Here is a 21,871-nt window from a genome sequence, read left to right as displayed (position 1 = left end):
CCGCCGCCCCGCGCGTACGGCATCCCGGTCGCGGGGGCCGGGCCGCTCCCGGTGTGTCGGCACCCGGACCGGACGAGCTGCCCGTAATGTCCGGTTGGTCACGGTCCCGGGTGAGTGACGGGAGCGATCGGATGACGGTCAGGGGCGGCGGGGCGAAGAGGGTGGCGCCGTGAGGCAGCGTCATATCTTCGGAACGGTGTTCACGGTGGAGGCGGCCATCGCCGGCGCCGTGTTCCTCGCCGTCCTCGGCCTGCTCGCCTGAACGCTCCCGCGCCACCGGGGCACCCGCCCCCGGCCGCCGCCGAGCGTTCCGAACGGCTCCTCGCGCTGCTGATGCGCGGCCGGCTCGCCCGCCCGAGGAGGCCTTCCTCGGCCCGCACCTGTGCGACCAGGTCTTCACCCTCCACGGCTCCGGGACGACCTACCTGGTCATGACGCCGTTCGCCCACATGTTCGCCACCGGCCAGGCGGCCAACGACCCTGCTGGTGCTCACGCACGCCTGGGCGGTCCTCGGCGACCTCGGCACCCTGCGGCCGCCGGGCGGGGCCCTGGTCACCCAGCCCCCGCTGCTCGCGGCGGCCGTGCCGTTCTGGCTGCCGGTGCTGGCCCGCACCCGGCACCGGCTGGACGACGCCGGCCGGTGCCTGTACCTGTTCCTCGCGGCACCGCTGCCGGACCTGCCCGCCGTCGGCGTGGTCGCCGCGGGGCGGCCGGCGGCGGGCCTCGCCATGATCACCGGCATGCTGCCGGTCGGCGTCACCGCGGCGGCGGTCACCTGGGCGTGGGTCAACCGGGAGGAACGCGAGGCCCTGGCCGCGGAGCCGGGCCCCGGGGACGCTCATTGCGCGAACGGCGCGTTCACCAGCAGGTCCTCCACGGTGGGCACCGCGAAACCGGGGAGGTGACGGCGGCCGACCTCGGCGAAGGGGTGCATCAGCTCGCCCATGGGCTTGGTGCGGCACAGCGACAGGATCGTCTCCAGCGCGACCTTCTTGAATTCCAGCCGGGGGAAAGCGCCGAGCACCTCCGTCAGCGCGTCGGACGGGATGTTCTCCAGTCCGTTCCCGGTGAAGTCGAGCGCGGAGCCCACGGAGACCAGGGCGATCTCCGGCCTCTTGCGGGCGGCGATGCCCGCGCTGGTGTGCAGGGCGATCGCGTCCCAGACCACGTCCAGCCGCCCGGCGGGCACGCGCAGCCGGTGCAGGAAGCGGCGCGCGGCGTCGGCGCCGTCGACCTCGAAGCGCTCGGCCGGGGTCTGGAACGCCTCCACCAGCCCGAGGTCGTGCAGCACGGCGGCGACGAACGCCAGCTCCCGGTCGTACCGCGCCCCCTGCCGGTCGAGCACCAGCGCACCGAAGACATAGCTGCGCAGCACGTGGTTGAAGAGCGACGGGGAGCTGACCTCGCGTGCGAAGGCCACCGTGTGCCGGGCCACCGCGCTGTCGGGGATGCGGACCCCGGCCACCGTCGCGGGCAGCGGGTCCGCGGCCGGGCCCGGCCGGGCGTGGGCGGCGGCGGGCGGACCGGCGAACGCGAGCGCCGCGCCGGCCGCGGCGGCACCGGCCCCCCGCTGGAGCAGCGTGCGCCGGGTGACGTCACGTTCGTCGGTGTGTGCCTCGGTCATCTGCGCGTTCCTCTCACGGGCGACTGGTCACCGTGAGCCTAGGAACGGCCGGTCCGGGCCGACAGCGGCGAAAGTGACAGACAGTCACGGAATTCCGCCAGCACCGGCTCAGCCCCGTCAAGGGTGCGACGCGAGCGTCTCCACAGGCGTTCCCGCCGCGGGACGACCGTGTACGCCGGGTCCTCCGCGGGCCGGGGCGGCTGCCGCGCGTGGGGGCGGTGACCGCGGTCGCCGGGCGCCGTCGGTCAGCCGGTCGCTCGCGGTATCAGCGGTACGGTCACCGTGACCCGCTTGCCGTGGGCCGGCCAGGTCACCTCCAGGTCGCCGGCGAGCATGGCCACCAAGTGGAGGCCGTGGCCGCCGACCCGGCGAGGGTCGGGGGGACGCCTGCGTGGCGGCTCCCGGGAGGTGTCCGTGACGATGACGCGCAGCGCCCGCGCGCCCGGCAGCAGCTCCAGGCCCAGCGCGCAGGGGCCGGGCGCGTGCTTGGCCGCGTTGGTGACGAGTTCGCTGACGACCAGCTGGGCATCCTGCACCGAACGCCGTTCGAGGGCCGGCCGCGCCTGCGCGAGCAGGTCGGCGACGGCGTCTCTGGCCTCGGCGATGCTGGAGACGCCGGCGTCCCAGGTGCGGCTGTACCGCAGGACCGCCGGGCGGTCCCGCGTGGTCGTCGCGTGGGTCCTGAGCGGGATGTCCATACCTCGTTGCCCTTTTCCTCTGGGGTCAGGGGCTCTTCCTGTGCACAGGGGTGCCGTGCCGTCCCTGCTCGGCTACCCGCTGGGCGGCGGGTCAAGGGGACGTTTGCGAGGAATCCCCCGGATGGACAGGAACGCTCCGGTCCGGTGCGCGTGAACGGGCCCGGGATTTCCGCTCGCGCTGGAACTCCCGGGCCCGTTCGGTGCCGGACCGGCACACACCTCGCTGGTCGGAGCCGTCTTCTCAGTGCTTGAAGACGTCCTTCGCCTTCTCCTTGGTCTGCCGGGCGTCTCCCTTGGCGCCCTGTGCGCGGCCCTCGGCCTCCATGCGCTCGTTGCCCACGGCGCGGCCCAGGGCCTCCTTGGCCTTGCCCTTGGCCTGCTCCGCCTTGGCCTTCGCCTTCTGGTTGCCGGCCATCGTGTGTCACTTCCCAACGTCGGACGCGGTCTGTGGTCCCCCTCCGGATTGCCGCTGCGCGGACGTCCAAACCCGCCGGCGGATCAGCGGGCGCGGCGCCGCCGCACGAGGTGGCGTACGACGAACCCCGCGATCACGACGGCGACGGCGAGGACGACGTACAGCTGGTAGCGCCGGATCTCGTCGTAGATCGCGGTGATGTGGCCGCCGGCCAGATACGCCAGGGTGGTCCACAGGCCGACCCACAGGGCGGCGCCGAGGGCGTTGAAGGCGAGGAAGCGGCGCCAGTGCATGCCGGTCGTGCCCGCGATGATGCCGTTGGCCTGGCGCAGACCCTCCACGAACCGGGCCACGGTCACGATCTTGCCGCCGTGCCGGGTGAAGAATCCCTCGGCGGCCTCGAACCGCTTCGGGGTGAGGAAGACGTACCGGCCCCACCGGTGTACGAAGGCCCGTCCGCCGGCCCGGCCGATCAGGTAGCCGACGTTGTCCCCGGCGACGGCCGCGGCGAACGCGATGAGTGCCACGGCCACCACGTTCAGCCGCCCCGCGCCCGCGTACACGCCCGCCGCGAGGAGGATCGTCTCGCCGGGCGCGGGGACCCCGAAGTCCTCCACGAAGACCACGGCCCCGACGGCCCAGTAGCCGTAGTGGCCGAGCAGCGGTTCGAGGTGGGCCAGCGGTCCCGGGAGGGGAGGTGACGACATGCTTTCCACCGTACGTCGGCGCCGCGACGGCGCTCAGGACCGGCTGACCGGTGGTGCTCAGGGCCGGCTCACCGGTGTCTCCTGGTCCGGGGCGACGGGCTCCGGGCCGCCCCCGGCCTGGGCGTCCGTCCCGGGCTCGGCCTTGTCCTCGGACCCTGTCCCGGCCCCTGCCTCGGCCCCGGGCTGGGCTCCGGGCCCGGCCTCCGGCTCCCGTGCCGGGTGCGTGCGGCCCCGGCTGCCGGTCAGCCGGAGGGCGAGCGGCTCGGTGTACCGGGCGGTGAGCGGGCCGAGGACGACCAGGATCAGCACATAGGCGGTGGCCAGCGGGCCGAGGTCGGAGTCGATGCCGGAGGTGACGGCGAGTCCCGCGATGACGATGGAGAACTCGCCGCGGGCCACCAGGGTGCCGCCGGCCCGCCAGCGGCCCCGCCCGGAGATGCCCGCGCGGCGGGCCGCCCACCAGCCGGTGGCGATCTTGGTGAGGGTGGTGACGGCGGCCAGGGCGAGCGCGGGCAGCAGCACCGGCGGAATGCTCGCCGGATCGGTGTGCAGGCCGAAGAAGACGAAGAACACCGCCGCGAACAGGTCCCGCAGCGGTGCCAGCAGGTTGTGCGCGCCCTCGGCGACCTCGCCGGACAGGGCGATGCCCACCAGGAACGCGCCGACCGCCGCCGAGACCTGGAGCTGCTGGGCGACCCCGGCCACCACCAGGGTCAGGCCGAGCACCACCAGCAGCAGCTTCTCGGGGTCGTCGGTGGAGACGAAGCGGGAGATGTGCCGGCCGTAGCGCACGGCCACCAGCAGCACCACGCTCGCCACACCGAGCGCGATGGCCAGCGTGACGCTGCCCGCGGCGATGCCGGTCCCGGCCAGCAGGGCGGTGACGACGGGCAGATAGACCGCCATGGACAGGTCCTCCAGCACCAGGATGCTGAGGATCACCGGGGTCTCCCGGTTGCCGATCCGGCCCAGGTCGCCGAGGACCTTGGCGATGACGCCGGAGGAGGAGATCCAGGTGATGCCGGCCAGGACGACGGCGGCGATCGGGCCCCAGCCCAGCAGCAGGGCCATGGCGGCGCCGGGCAGGGCGTTGAGGGTGGCGTCGACGATTCCGGCCGGGTACTGGGTCTTCAGGTTGGAGACCAGGTCGCCTGCCGTGTATTCGAGGCCGAGCATCAGCAGCAGCAGGACGACACCGATCTCGGCGCCGATGGCCACGAACTCCTCGCTGGTGCCGAGCGGCAGCAGCCCGCCCTCGCCGAAGGCCAGCCCGGCCAGCAGATACAGCGGGATGGGCGAGAACCGCAGGCGGGCGGCGAGCCGGCCGAGCAGCCCGAGGCCGAGGATGATCGCGCCGAACTCGATCAGGAAGACCGCGGAGGAATGCATCGGCGCTCACTCCCGGCCGAGTATCGCGGCGGCGGCGTCCACGCCCTCGCGGGTGCCGATGACGATCAGCGTGTCTCCGCCGGCCAGCCGGAAGCCGGGGCCGGGGGAGGGGATCGCCTCGGCGCGGCGCAGGACTGCCACGATCGACACGCCGGTCTCCGTGCGCATCCGGGTGTCGCCGAGCAGCCGTCCGTTCCAGTGGGAGGTCCCGGACAGCTCGATCCGTTCGGCCACCAGGCCCAGTTCCGTGGTGGACAGCAGGGTGGGGCTGTGGTGGGTCGGCTTCAGGACGTCCACCAGAGCCTCCGCCTCCTGCCCGGTGAGCCGGACCGACAGCGCGCAGGCGTCGGGGTCGTCGTTCCGGTAGGCGCTCAGGGTGCGCGAACCGTCCCGGTGGGCGACCACCGACAGATGGCGGTGGTCGCGGGTCGTCAGGTCGTACCGGACGCCGATGCCCGGCAACGGTGTCCTGCTGGTGCGTGCGGTGCTCATGGCAGCCCCCCTGCCTCGGCCTTGAATGTTTCTTGGGGAAACCGTTACCCGAGCCTATCCGGAAGGTGATCCTTCCGGGCAGGGCGAGGGGGGCTGGGGCGAGGCTAGGAGCAGGGGGTGCGGGCCGCTCCCTCGGCGGGGCCCGGCTGGCAGGTGTGGCACAGCTCGTGGTGTCCGTCGCGGGTGACGACGGTGCCCCAGCCGAGGCACTGCTCGCAGTCACGGGCGAGGGCCAGGTCGGGGCGGGGCGGCAGAAGGGGGGTGCGGTGGGCTCCGTGCGCCATGCGGTGAACGGCTCCTTGGGGTCGCGGGTCGCGCGAAGGTCGGGCTGACAACGTCGTCCGGTGACCTCCATTATGTCCTACTTTTTCCTTACGTCTGTGGCGTGCCTCATATTCCCCGCCGCCGGGACCGGGGGGAACGCTTCCGTTTCCGGCCCGGCGAGAGGGGCAGGCGGTGATCAAGACGGCGAGCGGAAGGAGGCGCTGATGAGCGGTGAGAGGTCCGGCGGGGAGTCCACGCTTGGCGGGGAGGGGAGCGCGCGGAGCGGGGCGCGGGTGCCGAGGGCCGTGGCCCGGCTGCCGCACCAGGTCCGCGAGGAGCTGAGCCGCAGGCTGCGCCGCAACCGGCGGGCCTTCCGCGCCGACGACGTCCAGGTGGTCGAGCCGCCGCTGCTGCGGCGCGCGGTCGGCGCCTCCGCGCTCGGCAACTGCATGGAGTGGTTCGACTTCGGCGTCTACAGCTACCTCGCCGCCACCATCGGCAAGGTGTTCTTCCCTGGCGCCTCCCCGGCCGCGCAGGTCATCTCCTCGTTCGCGACCTTCGCCGCCGCCTTCGTCGTACGCCCCCTCGGCGGACTGGTCTTCGGGCCGCTCGGTGACCGGATCGGCCGCCAGAAGGTGCTCGCCACCACCATGATCATGATGGCCGCGGGCACCTTCGCCATCGGCCTCATCCCCGGTTACGCCACCCTCGGCATCGCCGCGCCCGTGCTGCTCCTGCTGGCCCGCATGGTCCAGGGCTTCTCCACCGGCGGCGAGTACGGCGGGGCCACCACCTTCGTCGCCGAGTACTCCCCTGACCGCCGGCGCGGCTTCCTCTCCAGCTGGCTCGACTTCGGCACCTTCGCCGGGTACGCCCTCGGCTCGGCCCTGGTCACCGCGCTGAACCTGGCCCTGACCGACGACCAGATGCTGTCCTGGGGCTGGCGCGTGCCGTTCCTCGTCGCCGGACCGCTCGGGGTGATCGGTCTCTACATGCGGATGAAACTGGAGGAGTCCCCGGCCTTCCAGCAGCAGCTGGACGAACACGAGAAGGCCCTGGCGCAGGAGTCGGCCGGCAGCGAGTTCAAGGACATCGTCCGCAATCACTGGCGGGCCCTGCTCGTCTGCATGGGCCTGGTGCTGCTCTACAACGTCACCAACTACATGGTCACCGGCTATCTGCCGACCTATCAGACCGAGACCCTGCACCGTTCCAGCGGCTCCGCCGACCTGCTGGTGCTCGTCGGTATGGTGTGGATCGTCATCCTGATCACCTTCCTCGGCCGGCTCAGCGACCGGGTGGGCCGGCGGCCGCTCTACGCCGTCGGCGCCGCCGCGATGATCGTGCTCGCCGTGCCGTCCTTCCTGCTGATCAAGGCGGACGGCACCTGGCCGCCGATCGCCGGGGTGCTGATCCTGGCCACGCTGCTGGCCTGCTTCGCCGCGCCCAGCGCCGCCACCCTGCCCGCGCTGTTCCCGACCGCCGTGCGCTACGCGGCCATGGGTATCGGCTTCAACTTCGCGGTCGCCGCGTTCGGCGGCACCACCCCGCTGGTCACCGCCGCGCTGGTCGAGCTGAGCGGCGACGACCTCATGCCCGCCTACTACCTGATGCTGGCCGGCGCCATCGGCCTGCTCACCGTGCGGTTCCTGCCGGAGAGCGCCCAGGTACCGCTCAAGGGCTCGCAGCCGATGGTCGGTTCGCGGGAGGAGCGGCGCGAACTCATCGCCACCTCCAAGGAGCTGTACGCCTTCGCGCGGGAACAGGAGAAGGCGCGCCGGAGCTGACGGGCCCGCGCGGGCTCGTATATCCGCTATACGGAAAAGTGGTTCCGTTGACTGGAATTGGTCGTGCGGTGTCCCTGTTACCCGCGGTACAACACCGCAATGACCCCCACCACGAGCTCCCCCACGACTCCCCGGCCACCGCGCCGCCGGACGGTCCTGGCCGGCATCGGCGCCGTCCCCCTGGCGGCGGGCGCGACCCCCGTGACCACCGCGGCCCCCCGCCCCGACCCGGCCGCCGGGCCCGCGCCCACCACCCTGCTCCAGGGGGCCGAACTCGTCCTCACCATGGACCCCGCCCTCGGCGCGGGCGACCTCGGCACGCTGGAGCGCGCCGATGTCCTGATGCGCGACGGACGGATCGCCGGGGTGGGGCGGCGGCTGCCCGCACCGGCCGGCGCCCGCGTGGTGGACGTCTCGGGCATGCTGGTGCTGCCGGGCTTCGTGGACCTCCACAACCACCTGTGGCAGTCCAGCATCCGCGGCGGCTGTCACACCCAGGACCTGTACGGCTGGCTGGCCGACTGCAACCGCGCCACCCTGCCGAAGATCGGCCCGCAGGACATGTACCGGTTCGTACGGCTCGCCGCGCTCGACGCCCTCCAGGCCGGGGTGACCACCGTCGTCGACTGGGTGCACCCCATCCCGTTCGACACCAGCGAGCAGTACATCCGCGCGCTGGACCACACGGGACTGCGTTTCGTGTACGCGATGGCGCACAACACCGCGGACCTCGACCTCGTACCGCGGGTGAAGCAGGAACTCCTCGACCCGCTGCCGCTGGCCTCCGCCCAGGTCGCCGTGCACGCCGGCATGGACCGGCTCGACCCGCTGCGCCGATCCCGCGAGGTCGCCCGCGATCTGGGACTGATGATCAACTCGCATGTGCTGGAGCACCGCGGCGACCGCGCGCAGGAGCCGATCCGCTCCCTGCGCGCCGCGGACGCGTTCGGACCGGACCTGCTGATGAACCACGCGATCCACCTCACCGACGACGAGATCGCACAGACGGCCGAGGCCGATGTGCGGGTGGCGCACTGCCCGCTGAGCAACATGCGGCTGGGCTCCGGCATCATCCGGCTCCCCGAGCTCGGGCGGCGCGGGGTGCGGACCGGACTCGGCCACGACGGCGGCACCAACGACACCTCGGACATGTTCGGCGTGATGAAGGCGGCCGTCGGACTGCAGCGCGCCCTGCACCAGAGTGTCGAGACGCACCCGACGATCCCGGCCGTGCTGCGGATGGCGACGCTGGGCGGGGCCGAATGCCTCCACATGGCCGACCAGGTGGGCTCGCTCACCCCCGGCAAGCGCGCCGACGTGCTCGTGCTCGACCCGGGCACCCTCAACTTCGCGCCCCGCTTCGACCGGCTCGGTCAGATCGTGCTCAACGGCCAGCCCGGCAACGTGAGTCATGTGTACGTCGACGGGCGGGCACGGAAGGTGCGCGGGAAACTGGTGGACGTCGACACGGCCGAGGTGGTGCGGGAGGCCGAACGTGCCGCGGCCCGCGTCCGCGCCGGGGCCTGAGGCCGTCGGGGCCGGGCCGCCCGCCCGGCACGGCATCCCTCCTGGTGGGGCGCACTCGCCCGGCGCGCCCCCCACGAGGAAAGATGTGCGGTGAGCGAACGACCCACCGATGCGGAGGAACGGTACTCATGCCGCACGAACGAGCCGGCCGGCCGGCCCGTCCCGAGGACCTTGTCGACGTGGCCCGTCTGGTCACGGCGTACTACACGCTGCACCCCGACCCGGCAGACCCGGCACAGCGGGTGGCGTTCGGCACCTCGGGGCACCGAGGCTCGTCCCTGGCGAGCGCCTTCAACGAGGACCACATCGCCGCCACCAGCCAGGCCATCTGCGAATACCGTGCCGCCCAGGGCACGGACGGCCCGCTCTTCCTGGGCGCCGACACGCACGCCCTGTCCGAGCCGGCCAAGACCACCGCGCTGGAGGTCTTCGCCGCCAACGAGGTGAGCGTGCTCATCGACGACGCGGACGGCTACACGCCCACCCCCGCCGTCTCGCACGCGATCCTGACGTACAACCGGGGCCGCACCTCGGGCCTGGCCGACGGCGTGGTGGTCACCCCCTCGCACAATCCGCCCGCCGACGGCGGCTTCAAGTACAACCCGCCGAGCGGCGGCCCGGCCGCCTCCGACGCCACCTCCTGGATCCAGGACCGCGCCAACCAGATCATCGCGGGCGGCCTGAAGGACGTACGCCGGCTGCCGTACGCCCGCGCCCTCGCCGCGGACACCACCGGCCGCTACGACTTCCTCGGCACCTACGTCGGCGATCTGCCCAGCGTGCTGGACCTGGACGCCGTCCGCGCGGCCGGGGTGCGCATCGGCGCCGACCCGCTCGGCGGCGCCTCCGTCGCCTACTGGGGCCGGATCGCCGAACAGCACGGCATCGACCTGACGGTGGTCAACCCGCACACCGACCCCACCTGGCGGTTCATGACCCTGGACTGGGACGGCCAGATCCGCATGGACTGTTCCTCGCCGTACGCGATGGCCTCCCTCATCGAGCAGCGCGACCGCTTCCGCATCGCCACCGGCAACGACGCCGACGCCGACCGGCACGGCATCGTCACGCCGGACGCGGGACTGATGAACCCCAACCACTACCTCGCGGTCGCCATCTCCTACCTCTACCGGCACCGCGAGCAGTGGCCGGCCGCCGCGGGCATCGGCAAGACCCTGGTCTCCTCCACCATGATCGACCGGGTCGCCGCCGACCTCGGCCGCCGCCTGGTGGAGGTGCCGGTCGGGTTCAAGTGGTTCGTGGACGGACTCGTCGGCGGCGACCTCGGGTTCGGCGGCGAGGAGTCGGCCGGCGCCTCCTTCCTGCGCCGGGACGGCTCGGTGTGGACCACCGACAAGGACGGCATCATCCTGGCGCTGCTCGCCGCCGAGATCACGGCGGTCACCGACAAGACGCCGTCGGAGCACTACGCCGGCCTGACCGACCGCTTCGGCGCCCCCGCCTACGCCCGCATCGACGCGCCCGCCACCCGCGAACAGAAGGCGCTGCTCGGCAAGTTGTCACCGGCCCAGGTCACCGCGGACACGCTGGCCGGGGAGCCGGTCACGGCCGTGCTCACCGAGGCGCCCGGCAACGGCGCCGCGATCGGCGGCATCAAGGTCACCACCGAGAACGCCTGGTTCGCCGCCCGGCCCTCGGGCACCGAGGACGTCTACAAGGTGTACGCCGAGTCCTTCCTCGGCCCGGACCACCTCGCCCGGGTGCAGGAGGAGGCCCAGGCCGTGGTGCTGGGCGCGCTCGGCGGCTGACCGGGCCCACGGGGCGGCCGACCGGATCCAGGGCGGCCGACCGGGGCCAGGGGCGGTTCCGGCGGGGGCCGCCCCGGCTCAGCCGTGCCCGCGTCCCCGCTCCAGCCGGCCGAGGACGGCCTGCGCCATGGCCGCCTCACCCTGGGCGTTGGGGTGCGCGGGCGCCGCGGGCGCGGCCGGCTGGAGCGGCTCGATCCACCGGTCCGCGGGCGCCCGGCACATGTCGTGGCCGGCCGTGGGGCCGTAGGTGTCCACGTACTCGGCCCGGTTCACCCCGGCCACCAGCCGGAGCATCCGGTTCAGCCGCTTCTCGGTGTCCCGCAGGTAGGGGAAGTCCTTGGCCGCGAACGGGACCTGGGGGAAGCAGCCGCTGCCGTCGTCGGGCAGCAGGGCGGGATAGCCGACGACGAGCACCCGGGCGTGCGGGGCGCGGGCGCGCACGGCGCGCAGCACCCGGTCGACCTTCGGCGCGGTGCGCAGCACGGCGAGGGCGAGTTCGTCGTGCCCGGACGCCCGGTAGGCACGCTCGCAGGGGTTGCCCGCCGGGTCCTGCGCGGCGAGCCGGGCGCAGGTGCCGATGATGGAGCCGAAACCGACGTCGTTGCCGCCGATCTGCACGGTCACCAGGCCGGTGTGCCGGTCCAGCGCGTCGAGCTGGGGCGGGTTGCCGCCCTGCGCCCGCCACATCTCGGCGGTCGTGGCCCCGCCGCAGCTGACGTCCGTGAACGCGCGCGTGCGCCGCTCGGCGGCCACGATCGAGGGGTAGTTGTGGTCCGAGCGGGCGCAGCCGGCGTCCACCTGCGCCGGGATCCCGGGGCCGGAGGTGTAGGAGTCGCCGAGCGCCACGTAGGCGGCCGCGCGGCCGTGCCCGCCGGGGTGCGCGCCGGCCGGTGGTGCCGTGCCGGCCGTGGCCAGGACGGATGCGCCCAGTACCGCCGCCACGACGGCGGCGCGCCGCCCCGCCGGTCGCCTCTCGCGCGCCATGCGCCCTCCCCCTGTGCTCACCCTCGCGGTCCGACCGGATCTGTATACCGTCCGGTGCGTCCCGCCGACCAGAAGCGGGAGGCGGCGGGTTCGGGGGAGGGGCGGATCAGGCCCCGGACGCCTGGAGCAGGGAGTCGTCCTCCGGGCGGGCCCCGGACAGGCGGTGGCGGGCGGCGATCAGAGCCATGTCGACATCCCGGGTGCCGGTGGCCACGCACAGCGTGTAGGAGATGTCCGCGAGCCGCTGCCGGGCCTCGGGGGTGCTCTCCTCGGCCCCGAGCAGGGACAGGGTCTCGTACTGGGCGATGAGGTCCTTCAGTACCGCGGGGTGTGCCATGAGCATGCGTTTCGCCTCCTGATGATCCGCCGGACGATCGAATTCGCAGGCCGGATACCCCCACGGCACGCGTACATGCCCCGCCCGGCGCCGCGTACGACGGCCGGAAACCGCCCTGTGGCCGGAAAGGGTCCGCTTTACAAGCGGCGGCCGCCGTTCCGTCGCCGGCCGGGCGGCGCGTACGCGCCAACGGCGTACGGTGTGTCACCGCACCGCCACGGCCCGCTCTCCTTCCGTGTGCACCACCCCCGGCGTGCGCGGATGCGAAAGGGGACACGTCGGCACGGCGTCATCGCAACTTCTTCACACGGCGATCACTTTCGGCCGATCCGACTCCGGATCCGTGCACGGGTGCAGACGCCGCGCCCGGCCCGTGCCTAGCCTCCCGGGCCATGCGATCACCTCTGCCGAGACGCCTCGGACTCACCGCCGTCCTCGCCTTCCTCCTCGCCGTCTTCGGCCTGGCCCCCAGCGCGAGCGCCGCCGACCCCGCGCCGACCACCCTGACCTTCGCCACCGACTCCGCCACCACCACCCCCGGCGGCACGGTGAAGCTGTCGATGACGCTCACCAACAACAAGACCTACGACGTCTGGTTCGTGTACCAGACCATCGACCCGACCTGGCTGACCACCCAGCGCCCGGACCTGAAGTACAGCTTCACCGGCTGCAGCCTGGCCACCGCGGCCGGCAGCACCCCGTGCTCCGGCACCGGCCCGAACAACCTCGGCGCGAACTACGGCTCCACCATCCCGCCCGGCCAGAGCCGGACCGTCACGCTGACCCTCCAGGTCGCCGCCGACTCCGGCTGCAACGGCAACATCGGCTTCTACTCGTACTACTACGCCGAGTTCAGCGACAGCAGCAACACCAACGGCGGACCCGTCTACACCCCCGAGACCCGGGTGCTCTGCGCCTGACGGGCACGGTGGCGGCCGCGGGCCGGTGACCGGAAACAGCCCCGGCCGCGAGCCCGTCACGGGGCGCGCCGCGACACATCGCCCGGCGGACCGCATGGTCCGCCGGTGCGTCGTACGGCGGCCGGACCAGCCAGCCGGACCCGCCCCGCGTCCTGTACCACCGCACGGCCTTGGCGGGAAAAAGCCCCCCTCGGTTGCCCCGGTCGGCGACCAACATGTGTTGCTTTTCCGTCATCTTTCTTAACTCGACCACAAAAGCTCCACAGAGACATCACCATGTGACGCGACGGATGCGCCGACGACCGGCTTCTGAGGGGGACGCCGGCGTCGCGCGAGGGGGTGCGTCCGCTCCATGGGAGCCGTGCTCACCCCTGTCCGGGGAGGGGACTTCACCGCAATGAAGCGGACCATACGCACCACCGCCCTGACGGTGGGCGCGCTCGTCGGCGCGCTCGCCCTGCCGGCCGGTTGGGCCCAGGCCGACACCACCACAGCCCGCATCGACCTCAGAGTCCTGGTGGTGAGCGACGGGGGCCCGGCCACCGACGCCATAGCCGCCGAACTCGACACCGCCGGGACGCCGTACACCAAGGTCGATCTCACCCGCGCCGACCGGCCCACCATCGACGCGGCCTTCCTCGCCGACACCGTCGACGGCCGCCCGCGCGCCAAGTACCAGGCCGTCGTCCTGCCCAACGACAACCCGTTCGCGGCCGGCAGTGCCGAGATGAGCGCCCTCGCCGCCTACGAACAGACGTACGCGATCCCCCAGGTCGACGCCTACACCTACGCCCGCCCCCAGGTCGGCCTCCAGGTACCCACCTTCGGCGGTTACTCGGGCAGCGTCGACGGCGTCCGCGCCCAGGTCACCCCCGCCGGACAGGCCGGCCCCTTCGGCTACCTCGACGGTGCGGTCCCGTTCGAGGACAACTCGCCCACGGTGGGCGAGAGTTACGCCTACCTGTCGACCCCCGCCGCCGGCGCCGACTTCACCCCGTACGTGCAGGCACCCGTGCCGGGCAGCACGAAACAGGGCTCGCTGGTCGGCGAGTACCGGCACGACGGCCGGCGCGAACTGGTCGTCACCTTCGTCTACAACCGGTACCAGCAGCAGTTCCGGCTGCTGGCCCGCGGGATCGTGGAGTGGATGACCGGCGGGGTGCACCTCGGCGCCTCCCGCAACTACTTCGCCGTCCACGTGGACGACGTGTTCGCCGCCGACGACCGCTGGGACACCCAGCTGAACTGCACGCCCGGCGACGTCGACTGCGCCAACGGCGGGGGCACCCCCAACCCGATCCGGATGACCCCGGCGGACGTCGACCAGGCCATCGCCTGGCAGAACAGCCACCGCTTCACCCTCGACCTGGCCTACAACGGCGCCGGCAGCGTCGACCAGCGCGAGGACAACAACGGCGTCGACCAGCTCGCCGACAAGCTGATCGCCGACCGGGACAAGTTCCGCTGGATCAACCACACCTACACGCACGCCTTCCTCGGCTGCGAGCAGAACGTCACCGTCGTGCCCTGGACCTGCGCCACCGACTTCGACGGCAGCACCAAGTGGGTCGGCCTCGCCACGATCGACTACGAGATCGCCACCAACCGCGCCTGGGGCCAGGTCGCCGGGCTCCCGCTGGACACCGAGGAGCTGGTCACCGGCGAGCACTCCGGCCTGAAGATCCTGCCGCAGCAACCGCAGGACAACCCCAACCTGGGCCTCGCGCTCACCGTCGAGGGCGTCAAGTGGCTCGCCTCCGACAACTCCCGCGACCCCGAACAGCGCAAGGTCGGCCCGGCCACCACCGTCTCCCGCTACCCGATGAACGTCTTCTACAACGCGGGCCGGGCGGCCGAGCAGGTCGACGAGTACAACTGGCTCTACACCAGCCGGGCCCAGGGCGGCAGCGGCATCTGCGAGGACAACCCGGCCACCACCACCTGCCTGCCGGCCCCGCTGGACCCCGCCACCGGCTACACCGACCACATCGTGCCGCTGGAGACCCGGATCGCTCTCGGCCATGTGCTGTCCAACGACCCCAAGCCGCACTTCATCCACCAGTCCAATCTCGCCGAGGACCGCATCGCCTACCCGGTCCTGAACGGTGTGCTCGACGGCTACGACGCCCTGTTCGCCGACAACACCCCGGTCGTCAACCTGCGGATGAAGGCCATCGGCGCCGAACTCCAGCGCCGGGCCGCCTGGAAGAGCGCCGTACAGGCCGGCCGGGTCACCGCCTACCGCATCGGCACCACCGTCACCGTGCAGGGGCCGGCCGGCACCGCCGTCCCGGCGACCCTCCCCACCGGCACCACCCTCGGCAACTCCGCCTACGGCACCGCGTACGCGGGCGCGGTCTCCGGCTGGACCGCCTCCTCGGGCACCCCGCTGACCTTCACCCTGCCGTCCACCGCCGCCGCTCCCGCCGCGCACCCGGACGGCACCGGCGCCACCGCCTCCCCGGCCCCGCGCACCGAGGTCCCGGCGGGCGTCACCGAGCGGGTCTCCGCCACCCCGGACAGCTGAACGCGCACCGGACCCCAGGGCCCGTCCGCTCCCGCACGGGGCGGACGGGCCCCGCTCCGCCCCCGCCCACCGGCGGGCCGGAACCGCACGACCACCCCACACCTCGGCCGTGGAGCCCCATCGATGCACGTTCAGCACGGCGCGCGCCGCCCCGGCGCGGCGCACGTCACCCTGCTCACCGAAGGCACCTATCCGCACAGCCACGGCGGCGTCAGCGTCTGGTGCGACCAGCTCGTCCAGGGCATGCCCGACCTCGACTTCGACGTCATCGCCGTCACCGGCACCGGACGCGAACCCGTCGTATGGGAACTGCCCGGCCATGTCCATGGCGTGCTGTCCGTGCCCATGTGGGGCGCCCCGCCCGAGGGCCGCCCGCCCCGGGGACGGGCCCTGGCCAGGCTCACCGACGCCTACGAACGCTTCCTGACCGCGCTGCTCGACCCGGGGGCCGAGGACCGGTTCCCGGCCGCGCTGTACGCCCTGGCGCAGGCCGCGGCCGAGGGCACCCTGAGCGCCTTCCTGCGCGGCGACCGGGCCGTCTCCCTGCTCGCCGGGGTGTGGAACCGCCCCGGCCTCCCCGTGCGGGAGGCCCGGCCCACCCTGCACGACGCGGTCACCGCCACCACCCTGCTGGAACACGCCCTGCGCCCGCTCGCCGCGCCCCCGCCCCGGCACGGTGTGGCCCACGCGGTCAGCGGCGGGGTGGCCGTCCTGCCCGGCCTGGCCGGCCTGGAGCGCCACCAGGTGCCGCTGCTGCTCACCGAGCACGGCGTCTACCTGCGGGAACGTTACCTCGGCTACCGCACCGCCCCCTACCGCTGGCCGGTGAAGGCCGTCGTCCTCGGCTTCTTCCGGCTGCTGGCCGAGGAGAGCTACCGGCGCGCCGCGCTGATCACCCCCGGCAACCGCTACAACCGGCTGTGGGAGGAACAGGGCGGCGCCGACCCCCGGTCCATCCGCACCGTCTACAACGGCGTGGACCCGGCCGCCTTCCCGCCCGCCGGCCCCGAACCGGAGACACCCACCCTCAGCTGGGCCGGCCGGGTCGACCCCATCAAGGACCTGGAGACCCTCATCCGCGCCTTCGCCCTGGTCCGCAAGGAGATACCCGAGGCGCGGCTGCGCCTCTTCGGCGGCACCCCCCGCGGCGGGGAGGCGTATCGGATACGCTGCGAGGCGCTCGCCGCCGACCTCGGCCACGCCGACGCCGTCACCTTCGAGGGCCGGGTCGAGGACATCAAGGACGCCTACGCGGCCGGGAACGTGGTGATGCTCTCCAGCATCAGCGAGGGCTTCCCGTTCACCCTGATCGAGGCCATGTCCTGCGGCCGGGCCACCGTCTCCACCGACGTCGGCGGGGTCCGCGAGGCCGTCGGCGACACCGGCCTCGTCGTCCCGCCGCGCGACCCGGACCGCATGGCGGCGGCGGCACTTCAGCTGCTCGGCGACGCCGGGCGCCGCCGGGCGATGGGCGAGGCCGCCCGGCTGCGCGTGATCGAACAGTTCACGCTGCGCCAGACCATCGACACCTTCCGCTCCATCTACCTGGAACTGCCCCACCACGCCCGGTCGTTGCCCGAACCCGTCGCACGCGGGCAGCGCCTGCGGGCCGCCGCGGGGAGCCTGGCCGGATGAGCGGGCCCATGGCGCTCGAACCGGGCGGCACCGAACAGGACACCCTCGCCCTGCGGCTCGCCCAGGCACCCGCACGCGGCGACGACCGCACCCTTGCCCTGCGACTGCCCGGCCACGTCCCCGACCCGGAGGCGGTGAGCCGGCTGGCCGCCGCCCTCGCCGACCGCATCGGCCCCGCCGTCCACCCCTACGAGGTCGCCGCCCTGCTGGAGGCCGAGGGCCTGACCGCCGAACAGATCAAGCAGCGCTACGGCCACCCGAACCTCTTCTCCCTCGCCACCGCCCTCTACGAACAGGTGCCCCGCAGCTACCCGGAGCCCCCGCCCGCCGCCGACCCCTGGCGCCCGGACACCGTGCGCTGCCTGCTGCGCGGAGTACTGTTCGCCCTGCCCGGACTCGCCTACCTGCTCACCGCGCCGCTGTGGCACCCCGGCCGGCACGCCACCGCGCCGATCGTCGCCGGCCTGGTCTCCTGGGCCTGGGGCCAGGCCCTCGGCCACCGCGCCCATCTGCGGCTGGCCACCGGCCGCCGGGAAGCCGCCCGCACCCTGCTGACCGGCGCCCCGCTCGGCGCGGCCCTCGCCACCGCCGCCGCGGCCCCGCTCGCCGGTCCCGGCCCCGTGCTGCTCGCGGCGGCGGCCCAGTCGCTGTACCTCGCGGCGGCCGGCGTACTGCTCGTCCTGGCCCGCGAGCGGCTGCTGCTCGCCGCGCTGACCCCGCTGATCGCGGGCGCTGCCGTCCTGCCCTGGTGGGAACCCGGCACCGCCGTGCGTGCCGGACTGCCGCTGCTGGCCCTCGTCGCCACCCTGGCCGCCACCGGCCACGTCCTGCGCGGCGCCCTCGCCACCCCGGCCGCCACCGCGGGCGGCACCCGGCCCCGGCCGCTGTGGTCCCTGCCGTACGGGTTGTTCGGCCTGGCCGCCGGGGTGCTGGTGCTGCTGGAGGGGAGGCACGAGCCGTACGCGGTGATCGTGCTGACGGTCAGCATGGGCCCCGCCGAATGGCTGCTGTACCGCTACCGGGGCCTGTCCGTGGCCGCGCTGCGCGCCACCGCCACCCCGGCAGGCTTCCTGCTGCGCTCCGCCGCCGTCCTGGCCGGCTGTCTGGGCGCCTACCTGCTGCCGCTGCTGCCCGCCGCCTGGCTGACCGGAGCCGCACCGGCCCCCCTGCTGCTCCTCGCGGCCACCCTGTGGACCGCGCTGCTCCTCCAGGCGTTCGGCACCGCCTGGCCGCCGGCCGTCATCTGCCTGGCCGCCGCCGCGGTGGCCGGGCTCGCCCCGACGCTCCGCCCACCGTCCGGCCCCGCCCTCCTGCCGCTGTGCTGCGCCGCTGCCGTCCTGGCCCTGGTGACCTACGCGCTGCTGCTGCTCGGCCGGCCCGCCCGGCACGTCTGACCCCGTCCCCGCCCTGCCAACCCACCGGAAGGACACCTCAGTTGACCTCCGCACCGCTCGCCGCCGTCACCGGAGCCGAGGGCTTCATCGGCTCCCACCTCACCGAGGCCCTGGTCGCCTCCGGACACCGGGTCAGAGCCATGGCCCAGTACAACTCCTTCTCCTCCTACGGCTGGCTGGAGACCCTCGCGCCCGATGTGCTGGACCAGGTGGAGATCGTCCTCGGCGACGTCCGCGACCCCGGCTCGGTGCGTGCCCTGCTCGACGGCGCCGACGTCGCCTACCACCTGGCCGCGCTCATCGCGATCCCGTACTCCTACCGGGCACCGCACAGTTACGTGGACACCAACGTCACCGGCACCCTCAACGTGCTGGAGGCCGTCCGCGCCCTCGGCACCCCCCGGCTGGTGCACACCTCCACCAGCGAGACCTACGGCACCGCGCAGACCGTGCCCATCACCGAGGACCACCCCATCAACACCCAGTCCCCGTACGCCGCTTCGAAGGCCGGCGGGGACCGGCTCGCCGACAGCTACCACGCCAGCTTCGCCACCCCCGTCGTCACCCTGCGGCCGTTCAACACCTTCGGGCCCCGGCAGTCCATGCGCGCGGTCATCCCCACCGTCATCGGCCAGGTCGCGGCCGGCGAACGCACCATCACCCTCGGCGACCTCAGGCCCACCCGGGACTTCACCTTCGTCAAGGACACCGCCCGGGCGTTCCTCGCCGTCGGCACCGCCCCCGCCGAACAGGTCGTCGGCCGCACCTTCAACGCCGGCACCGGCGGCGAGATCTCCGTCGGCGACCTGGTCGCGCTGATCGGCAAGGTGATGGACACCGCCCTCGACGTCCGCGCCGACCCCGCCCGCATCCGGCCCGCCGGCTCCGAGGTGATGCGGCTGGTCTGCGACGCCACCCGGCTCACCCGGGCCACCGGCTGGCAGCCCGCGCACACCCTGGAGCAAGGGCTCGCCCACACCGTGGAGTTCTTCCGCGACCCGGCCAACCTGGCCCGCTACAAGACCGGCATCTACAACATCTGACCCCGTCCGGCACGCATCGCCCCACCAAGGAGGAGCCCCATGCACGCAGTGATCCTGGCCGGAGGCAAGGGCGTCCGGCTACGGCCCTACACCACCGCGCTGCCCAAGCCGCTCGTCCCGATCGGCGACCAGCACGCCATCCTGGAGATCGTGCTGCGCCAGCTGTCGGCCGCGGGCTTCACCCGCTGCACCCTCGCGATCGGCCACCTCGGCGAGATCATCCGCGCCTACGTCGGCGACGGCTCCCAGTGGGGCATGACCGTCGACTACGCCACCGAGGACAGCCCGCTCGGCACCATGGGCCCGCTGCTGGGCCTCAGAGACCGGCTGCCCGAGACCTTCCTGGTGATGAACGGCGACGTCCTCACCGACCTCGACTACGCCGACGTGCTGCGCCGCCACCGGGACTCCGGCGCGCCGCTCACCATCGCCACCTACGCCCGCAAGGTGCACATCGACTTCGGCGTGCTCACCACCGACGCCAGCAAGGTCGTCGCGTTCACCGAGAAGCCCAGCATGGACTACCGGGTCTCCATGGGCGTCTACGGCCTCAGCCGCGCCACCCTGGACGGCTACACGCCCGGCCTGCCGCTCGGCTTCGACGAACTCGTCCTCGACCTGCTGAAGGCCGGAAACCCGCCGCACGCCTACGAGTTCGACGGATACTGGCTGGACATCGGCCGCCCCGACGACTACGACCGCGCCAACGCCGAGTTCACCACCCGCAAGTCCCTGCTGCTCAAGGGAGCCTGAGTACCACATGCGCATTCTCGTCCTCGGCGGCACCGGATATCTGGGCCGCCACGTGGCCGAGCGGCTGCGCGCCCTGCCGGGCGCGCAGGTCCTCGCCGCCGGCCGCCCGGCCGGTGCCGGACTCGGCGCCGACCTCGCCCGCGACCGTCCCGAACGCCTCGCCGAGACCCTGGCGGCGGCCGCCCCCGACGCCGTGGTCAACTGCGCGGGCGCCACCGGCGGCGACCCCGTGACCCTGGCCGAGGTCAACGCCCGCGGCCCCGCCGCCCTCTGCGCGGCCCTGTGCGCGGCGGCCCCCACGGCCCGCCTGGTGCACCTGGGCTCGGCCGCCGAGTACGGGCCGGGCACCCCGGGGGTGAAGGTCACCGAGTCGGCACCCGCCTGCCCGGTCGCGCCGTACGGCGCCACCAAGCTGGCGGGCACCCTCGCGGTGACCTCCGCCCCCCTGGACGCGGTGGTGCTGCGCATCGGCAACCCGGTCGGCCCGGGAGCACCCGCGGCGAGCCTGCCCGGCCGGCTCGCCGCCCTGCTCCGCCCGGCCGGCCGGGACCCGGAGGCCGTACTGCGCCTCGGGGACCTCTCCGCCCACCGGGACTTCGTCGACGTACGCGATGTGGCCCGGGCGGTGGAGCGCGCCGTCACGGCCCCCGCCCCGCTGCCGAGGGTGCTCAACATCGGCGGCGGCACGGCGGTACCGGTCCGGGAGCTGGCTCACGGCCTGGCCCGGCACGCCGGGTTCCGGGGCCGGCTGGAGGAGAGCGCGGGCGGCTCGGCGCGCTCGGCGCGGGTGTCCTGGCAGTGCTCGGACATCTCCGCCGCCGCCCGGGCCCTCGACTGGCGGCCCGCGCACAGCCTGGACGACGCCCTCGCCACGCTGTGGGCGGCCACCGGGGAGCGGGTGCCGTGAGCCTGCTGGTGCCGCTGTACGTGCATCCGGCCGACGATCCGGGCGCCTGGCACCGGCTGGTCGGGGCGGCCGACCGTACCTACGCGGTCGTCCTCAACCCGGCGAGCGGGCCCGGCGCCGCCCCCGACCCCGCGTTCACGGCGGCGGCCCGGGCGCTGCGCGCCGCCGGGGCCCGTCTGCTCGGCTACGTCGACACCGACTACGGCGTGCGGGAGCGGGCCCGGATCACCGAGGAGGTGCGTCGGCACCGGGAGTGGTACGCGACCGACGGCTGCTTCCTGGACCGGGTGACGGCCGGCCCGGACGGCCTGCCCGCCTGCCGCCGGCTGGTGCGCGACCTCAGGCGGTCGGGCGCCGGGACCGTCGTCCTCAATCCGGGCGTCCATCCGGCGCCCGGCTATGTCCGCCTCGCCGACCTCACGGTCACCTTCGAGGGGCACTGGAGCACCTATGTGTCGTCGTTCAGCCGCCCGGCGTGGACCGCCCGGCAGCCGCCCGAGCGGCTGTGCCACCTGGTCTACGGCGTCCCCGAGGTCCTGGTCCCGCTCGCGGTCCGCACCGCGCACGAGCGGGGCGCGGGGGTGTGCGGGCCGGTGACCGGCGAACCCCCGAACCCCTGGGCGGCGTTGACCCCGGCGCTGACCGGCGGCAGCGGTGTGCAAGGCTGAGCGGACCAGCATCCGCACCCGGGAGGCAGC

Annotated in this window: 21 protein-coding genes; 12 read left to right on the top strand and 9 right to left on the bottom strand. The window is 73.7% G+C overall.

What is annotated here, in order from left to right:
* The first annotated feature begins 486 nt into the window (after positions 1 to 486).
* Entirely contained in the window at positions 487 to 906 is a 420-nt protein-coding gene (locus HB370_RS04770; RefSeq protein WP_244405425.1) for a hypothetical protein, read from the top strand.
* Here the strand turns inward: HB370_RS04770 and HB370_RS04765 are convergent.
* The 7 genes from HB370_RS04765 to HB370_RS04735 form a co-directional block, all read right to left on the bottom strand.
* Positions 840 to 1,625 (bottom strand): HD domain-containing protein, encoded by a 786-nt coding sequence (locus tag HB370_RS04765; RefSeq protein ID WP_030784587.1) that lies wholly within the window; start codon positions 1,623 to 1,625, stop codon positions 840 to 842. The genes HB370_RS04770 and HB370_RS04765 overlap by 67 nt on opposite strands.
* 245 nt (positions 1,626 to 1,870) lie before the next feature.
* Positions 1,871 to 2,323, bottom strand: coding sequence for an ATP-binding protein (locus HB370_RS04760; RefSeq protein WP_030784591.1), 453 nt, complete (start codon positions 2,321 to 2,323; stop codon positions 1,871 to 1,873).
* 241 nt (positions 2,324 to 2,564) lie between these two features.
* Entirely contained in the window at positions 2,565 to 2,738 is a 174-nt protein-coding gene (locus tag HB370_RS04755; protein WP_078637559.1) for a CsbD family protein, read from the bottom strand.
* Between the two features lie 83 nt (positions 2,739 to 2,821).
* Positions 2,822 to 3,445 carry a DedA family protein gene (locus HB370_RS04750; RefSeq protein ID WP_030784594.1) on the bottom strand — a complete coding sequence of 208 codons (624 nt, stop codon included), beginning with the start codon at positions 3,443 to 3,445 and terminating at the stop codon, positions 2,822 to 2,824.
* 57 nt (positions 3,446 to 3,502) lie between these two features.
* The gene (locus tag HB370_RS04745; protein ID WP_078637560.1) at positions 3,503 to 4,834 is read right to left on the bottom strand and encodes a cation:proton antiporter; all 1,332 of its coding nucleotides are present in this window, start codon (positions 4,832 to 4,834) and stop codon (positions 3,503 to 3,505) included.
* A 6-nt stretch (positions 4,835 to 4,840) separates the two neighbouring features.
* On the bottom strand, positions 4,841 to 5,326 hold the full coding sequence (locus tag HB370_RS04740; RefSeq protein WP_030784600.1) for a TrkA C-terminal domain-containing protein: 486 nt from the start codon (positions 5,324 to 5,326) through the stop codon (positions 4,841 to 4,843).
* A 104-nt stretch (positions 5,327 to 5,430) separates the two neighbouring features.
* On the bottom strand, positions 5,431 to 5,610 hold the full coding sequence (locus tag HB370_RS04735) for a hypothetical protein (RefSeq protein WP_030784603.1): 180 nt from the start codon (positions 5,608 to 5,610) through the stop codon (positions 5,431 to 5,433).
* A 204-nt stretch (positions 5,611 to 5,814) separates the two neighbouring features.
* Between HB370_RS04735 and proP the strand changes: the two genes are divergently transcribed.
* The 3 genes from proP (at position 5,815) to pgm (ending at position 10,673) form a co-directional block, all read left to right on the top strand.
* Positions 5,815 to 7,377 carry a glycine betaine/L-proline transporter ProP gene (gene proP / locus HB370_RS04730; protein WP_030784606.1) on the top strand — a complete coding sequence of 521 codons (1,563 nt, stop codon included), beginning with the start codon at positions 5,815 to 5,817 and terminating at the stop codon, positions 7,375 to 7,377.
* 99 nt (positions 7,378 to 7,476) lie between these two features.
* Positions 7,477 to 8,904 (top strand): amidohydrolase family protein, encoded by a 1,428-nt coding sequence (locus tag HB370_RS04725; protein WP_030784609.1) that lies wholly within the window; start codon positions 7,477 to 7,479, stop codon positions 8,902 to 8,904.
* 128 nt (positions 8,905 to 9,032) lie between these two features.
* Positions 9,033 to 10,673: a phosphoglucomutase (alpha-D-glucose-1,6-bisphosphate-dependent) gene (pgm, locus tag HB370_RS04720; protein WP_030784613.1), complete on the top strand. Its 1,641-nt coding sequence runs from the start codon at positions 9,033 to 9,035 to the stop codon at positions 10,671 to 10,673.
* A 78-nt stretch (positions 10,674 to 10,751) separates the two neighbouring features.
* On the opposite strand, the gene HB370_RS04715 is transcribed toward pgm, so the two are convergent.
* Together HB370_RS04715 and HB370_RS04710 are read right to left on the bottom strand one after the other, a co-directional pair.
* Positions 10,752 to 11,657 (bottom strand): SGNH/GDSL hydrolase family protein, encoded by a 906-nt coding sequence (locus HB370_RS04715; protein ID WP_030784617.1) that lies wholly within the window; start codon positions 11,655 to 11,657, stop codon positions 10,752 to 10,754.
* A gap of 106 nt (positions 11,658 to 11,763) precedes the next feature.
* Positions 11,764 to 12,000 (bottom strand): DUF5133 domain-containing protein, encoded by a 237-nt coding sequence (locus HB370_RS04710; RefSeq protein ID WP_030784620.1) that lies wholly within the window; start codon positions 11,998 to 12,000, stop codon positions 11,764 to 11,766.
* A gap of 386 nt (positions 12,001 to 12,386) precedes the next feature.
* Here HB370_RS04710 and HB370_RS04705 point away from each other — a divergent pair, with 386 nt between their 5' ends.
* The 8 genes from HB370_RS04705 to HB370_RS04670 all read left to right on the top strand — a co-directional run bounded on the left by HB370_RS04705 (position 12,387) and on the right by HB370_RS04670 (position 21,841).
* Complete coding sequence (locus HB370_RS04705; protein WP_030784623.1) at positions 12,387 to 12,914, top strand: hypothetical protein; 528 nt, start codon at positions 12,387 to 12,389, stop codon at positions 12,912 to 12,914.
* A gap of 397 nt (positions 12,915 to 13,311) precedes the next feature.
* Positions 13,312 to 15,441 carry a hypothetical protein gene (locus HB370_RS04700; protein ID WP_030784625.1) on the top strand — a complete coding sequence of 710 codons (2,130 nt, stop codon included), beginning with the start codon at positions 13,312 to 13,314 and terminating at the stop codon, positions 15,439 to 15,441.
* Positions 15,442 to 15,564: 123 nt separating this feature from the next.
* Positions 15,565 to 17,076, top strand: a complete 1,512-nt coding sequence (pelF, locus tag HB370_RS04695) for a GT4 family glycosyltransferase PelF (protein ID WP_037701911.1) — start codon at positions 15,565 to 15,567, stop codon at positions 17,074 to 17,076.
* Entirely contained in the window at positions 17,073 to 18,470 is a 1,398-nt protein-coding gene (locus tag HB370_RS04690; RefSeq protein ID WP_030784630.1) for a hypothetical protein, read from the top strand. The genes pelF and HB370_RS04690 overlap by 4 nt, the downstream gene beginning before the upstream one ends.
* Positions 18,471 to 18,511: 41 nt before the next feature.
* Positions 18,512 to 19,513, top strand: a complete 1,002-nt coding sequence (locus HB370_RS04685; RefSeq protein ID WP_030784632.1) for a GDP-mannose 4,6-dehydratase — start codon at positions 18,512 to 18,514, stop codon at positions 19,511 to 19,513.
* A gap of 39 nt (positions 19,514 to 19,552) precedes the next feature.
* Positions 19,553 to 20,266, top strand: a complete 714-nt coding sequence (locus HB370_RS04680; protein ID WP_030784636.1) for a sugar phosphate nucleotidyltransferase — start codon at positions 19,553 to 19,555, stop codon at positions 20,264 to 20,266.
* A gap of 7 nt (positions 20,267 to 20,273) precedes the next feature.
* Entirely contained in the window at positions 20,274 to 21,173 is a 900-nt protein-coding gene (locus HB370_RS04675; RefSeq protein ID WP_030784639.1) for an NAD-dependent epimerase/dehydratase, read from the top strand.
* Complete coding sequence (locus HB370_RS04670) at positions 21,170 to 21,841, top strand: spherulation-specific family 4 protein (protein WP_030784642.1); 672 nt, start codon at positions 21,170 to 21,172, stop codon at positions 21,839 to 21,841. Before HB370_RS04675 ends, HB370_RS04670 begins: the two co-directional genes overlap by 4 nt.
* The last annotated feature ends 30 nt before the right edge of the window (positions 21,842 to 21,871 follow it).

The organism is Streptomyces sp. DSM 40868 (assembly GCF_011820545.1).
Classification (GTDB): domain Bacteria; phylum Actinomycetota; class Actinomycetes; order Streptomycetales; family Streptomycetaceae; genus Streptomyces; species Streptomyces eurythermus.
The sequence above is the reverse complement of the archived record's forward strand: the minus strand, read 5'-3'. Positions and strand labels throughout refer to the sequence as shown.